This is a genomic window from Vibrio sp. V42_P2S4T144 (assembly GCF_009904715.1).
In the GTDB taxonomy this organism is placed as follows: Bacteria; Pseudomonadota; Gammaproteobacteria; order Enterobacterales; family Vibrionaceae; genus Vibrio; species Vibrio alginolyticus.
Map to the genome: position 1 here is coordinate 1 of NZ_WXWS01000408.1, position 4,174 is coordinate 4,174.

Genomic DNA, 4,174 nt, shown 5'->3' on the forward strand with positions numbered 1-4,174 from the left:
AGCGACTTCATTCATCTTTTAGGTGTTTTAACGGAACTTTATATTCAAAGAGAAAAAACCTTGAGATCACTCGCAAGTAAAATGACCGTGCACTTGTGGGATTCGAGAGATTTTGACGAAATTGTTGTGAGTAGCAAATGGGTATTGACCTTACCCTTGCAGGAAGGTTTAAGCTCATAGCATCACTACTATTGAGGTGCAGATTATGTATCAGTTAGTTATACCTTTATCAGGGCTCAACTGCATGGGCTGTGCGAGAAAAGTTGAGAATGCTTTACATGCGAATCACGATGTGGAGATCCTCAATTTGTCCCCGACGCAAGTAGAGGTCAAAACCGAGTCTTCTCTTATAGAGCTCGTCTCGTCGATTGAATCTCTTGGTTACCAAGCAGGAAATCACTACGAACTAAACCTTTCAGGCTTAAGCTGTGGCGGTTGCGTCAAAAAACTTTCATCTTTATTAGAATCTAATCAAGACGTTATTTCTTTTGAGGCTTCAACAACGCACTTAGAGATTCGTACCCTCCTCTCCGAGCAACAAGTGATCGACTTAATAGCAACACTCGGCTATACCGCCAACCTTGATTCTGTTGAAGTAGAGAACGAAAGCTCACCAGAGACCGAACAGGTAGAACAGCAAAGCAATATTAAAGATACGCAGGTGCCACCAGCGAGTATTCAATTGCAAATGCTGATTCAAGGCATGACGTGTGCGAGTTGCGTATCTTCAGTAGAGAAAGCACTTACTAACGTGGAAGGTGTTGAGAAAGCACAGGTCAACCTTGCAGAACAAAGCGCACTAGTATTCGCAAGCCAAGACTCTGATGACCTCCTTAACGCAATTGTTGAATCGGTAAAACAAGCCGGTTACCAAGCAGAGATCCTACAAGACGCCGCAACCCAGCAAGAAAAGCAAGCACAGCAACAACGTCAGCAACAAAAACGCTTTAAACTGGATGCTATTGCTGGCCTTGTCGTCGGAGCCCCTTTAATGATTTGGGGCGTTGCTGGCGGCAATATGATGATTCGCAACACCAACGACCAATTAGCTTGGGGAGTGATCGGTATCGTATGTTTACTCCTTCTTGCCACAGCAGGGAAACACTTCTTCAGTAACGCTTGGTTAGCTGCTACTCACAAGCGCGCCACCATGGACACGTTAGTCGCGCTCGGTACTGGCGCAGCGTGGTTCTATTCGATGCTTGTGGTGATTTTCCCAGGCTGGTTCCCTCTTGCTTCACGCCACGTGTACTTTGAAGCGAGTGCAATGATCATCGGCTTAATTTCTCTTGGTCACTATATAGAAGCAAAAGCCAAAGCAAACACAACACGCTCATTGCAAGCTCTGATTAACCTGCAACCTCAGCAAGCTACGGTAATCACGGAACAAGGCGATCAACAAATAACGGTTGAGCAAATCACGCTAGGCATGAAACTGCGTATCAAACCAGGCGAGAAAGTGCCTGTTGATGGTGCTGTGATTCAAGGTGAATCATACATTGATGAGTCGATGCTCACTGGTGAACCAGTACCAGTGTTAAAAGCGCAAGAGGCTCAAGTGTCTGCTGGGACATTAAATACCGATGGTGGATTAGTCATTGAGGCAACGGGCATTGGCGCAAATACCATGCTGGCTCGTATCATCCGCATGGTGCGCACAGCGCAAAGCAGTAAGCCAGCCATCGCGAAACTGGCAGACCAGATTTCATCGGTGTTTGTCCCTGTCGTTGTTGGCATAGCAATACTGGCCGCGCTCGTTTGGTTTGCCGTTGGCCCAGAGCCAAAAGCGAGTTATATGCTGGTGGTCACCACAACCGTCCTGATCATCGCATGCCCTTGCGCTCTAGGCTTAGCAACCCCACTTTCTGTCACGGTGGGAGTGGGTAAAGCCGCAGAGCTCGGCATTCTGATCAAAGACGCCGACGCCCTTCAATTGGCAAGCAAAGTCGACACGGTTGTATTCGACAAAACTGGCACGCTTACCCAAGGTAAACCTAGCGTTCAGCAAGTGTTTACTCACGCCACCAGCCAAGAAGATCTATTGGCTTTAGCGTATGCGGCAGAGCGTCAGTCTGAGCACCCACTGGCAAAAGCGGTATGTGATTACGCCAAACGACACGACGCAAAGGGTGTCTCATTAGACAAGTTTGAGAACGTTCGCGGGCGCGGCATTTGGGCGACGTATCAAGATAAACCGCTGCTCATTGGTTCGCTTCAATTTATGCAAGCAGAGAACGTCGAGACTAGCGCACTAAAACCTGCCATCGATGAATGCGCAAAAAATGCGTGGACTCCGGTAGCTGTGGCATTGAACGGCGAACTGATCGGCCTGATCGCCATTGCCGACCCGATCAAATCAGATGCGAAACAAGCGCTCTCTGCATTAAAATCGCAAGGCATCAAAACGGTAATGCTGACGGGCGATAACCAACACGTTGCCAATGCTATCGGCCAAGAACTTGGTATTGATGAAGTGATTGCCCAAGTAATGCCAGATGAGAAAGCTCAGCACATTGAGCAACTTCAATCTCAAGGACATGTCGTGGCAATGGTGGGGGATGGCATTAACGACGCCCCTGCTCTCGCCTTAGCCAACCTTGGTATTGCCATGGGTAGCGGCAGTGATGTCGCCATTGAAAGTTCGCAAATGACCATCCTGAACACGTCACCAATGGCGGTAGTACATGCGATTGAACTCTCTCGCGCTACACTTAAGAACATGAAGCAAAACCTATTTGGTGCCTTTGTTTACAACTCGTTGGGTATTCCAGTTGCCGCAGGTGTGCTTTACCCAGCGTTTGGATTTTTGCTCAGTCCTGTTGTCGCAGGAGCGGCAATGGCACTGTCTTCAATTACTGTCGTTAGTAATGCAAATCGACTACGACTGTTTTCAGTAAAGTAACCACTTCTTTTTGAGGGTATTATGAAGTTGAAACTATTGACCTTTGCAATGCTTGCGACCGTGTCCGCCAACGTATTGGCAGCCGATGTCATTAACCACAAATCGCCATACTGTGGCTGTTGTGGAGAATGGACAAAACACATGGAAGAGAACGGCTTTACGGTCGAAGAAAAATTGCACGATGACATGAACGCCATCAAACGCGAGCTAGGCATCAAGAACGAACAGCTTTACTCTTGCCACACGGCAGAGATCAACGGCTATCTGTTCGAAGGTCACATTCCAGCCGAAGACATTAAAGCGTTTTTGAAAAATCCACCACGTAACGCAAAAGGCCTATCAGTACCGGGCATGCCAATGGGCTCCCCTGGTATGGAATATGGCGACAAAAAAGACAGCTACACCGTTTACGCCTTTAACGAAAAAGGCCAAGTGTTCGAATATAGCCACCACGAAGGCAACGACCAATAAAAACAAAGCCCAGCGAGATAAACCGTTGGGCTTTTTCTTAATGGACAGTTAAGACAAATATAAAATTAGAAGCCGTAAGAGGCACCAAATACAAAAGCGTTATTCACTAGGCTGTCACCACTCGCGTTTTCTGCACCGTGTGCTTGACTACGGAACTCAAAGTAAGGTTGAACACCTTTACGAGTCCACGTTGCACGAAGCTCGTGGTCCATGGTTTCCGCTTCAATCATGTAGACGTTGTTGTAGCTTAGCGTCACATCCTCATTCATCACGTAACCGATGCGGTTGTCCATGCGGTAATCTGTATCCGCATCTGCGTCTGTCGCATCAATGTGCGCACGAGTACGGTTACTTAAGGAGATGCCGTTATCGAAGTTGTAACCGATCTTAACCAATGGACGGTACTGTACGTTCTCGCCAGCAGAGAACAGGTGTTGGTAACCCGCGGCAACCCATAAATGATCGGTAATATTAAATGACTGCTCACCCCCCACAGTGATTGCTGGTGTTGTGTTACCTGCGCCACCGTTTTCTGTTTCCAGTTTACCCAACTGAATACCATCAAATTCGGTGTAAACCGTAAAGCCGCCGAATTGGTTATCAAAAGTATGACCAGCTTCCAGTGTAGACGTAACGTCCGAACCATGAATTCGACCATCATCGTGGAATTGAACATTACCTGTTACGTAAGAAGAACCAGCAAAAGCGCTAGAAGCGAAAGCGAGAGAAAGAGCACTCAGTGCAAAAATGTTTTTCATAATTACTGCCTTTATTTATTCACGTTATGCGATAGTTTTAGAG

The 4,174-nt window shown here is 47.2% G+C and carries 4 protein-coding genes; 3 read left to right on the plus strand and 1 reads right to left on the minus strand.

Features of this window, described 5'->3' with window-relative positions:
* The 3 genes from CAG68_RS22365 to CAG68_RS13795 form a co-directional block, all read left to right on the plus strand.
* Positions 1-180: hypothetical protein (locus CAG68_RS22365; RefSeq protein ID WP_237667879.1), on the plus strand; the 180-nt coding region annotated here is incomplete at its 5' end.
* A gap of 25 nt (positions 181-205) precedes the next feature.
* Entirely contained in the window at positions 206-2,902 is a 2,697-nt protein-coding gene (locus CAG68_RS13790) for a heavy metal translocating P-type ATPase (protein WP_161441283.1), read from the plus strand.
* Positions 2,903-2,923: 21 nt separating this feature from the next.
* Positions 2,924-3,373 carry a DUF411 domain-containing protein gene (locus CAG68_RS13795; protein WP_047102912.1) on the plus strand — a complete coding sequence of 150 codons (450 nt, stop codon included), beginning with the start codon at positions 2,924-2,926 and terminating at the stop codon, positions 3,371-3,373.
* A gap of 65 nt (positions 3,374-3,438) precedes the next feature.
* Here the strand turns inward: CAG68_RS13795 and CAG68_RS13800 are convergent, their stop codons facing one another.
* Positions 3,439-4,131: an oligogalacturonate-specific porin KdgM family protein gene (locus tag CAG68_RS13800; protein ID WP_005382004.1), complete on the minus strand. Its 693-nt coding sequence runs from the start codon at positions 4,129-4,131 to the stop codon at positions 3,439-3,441.
* Between the last annotated feature and the right edge of the window lie 43 nt (positions 4,132-4,174).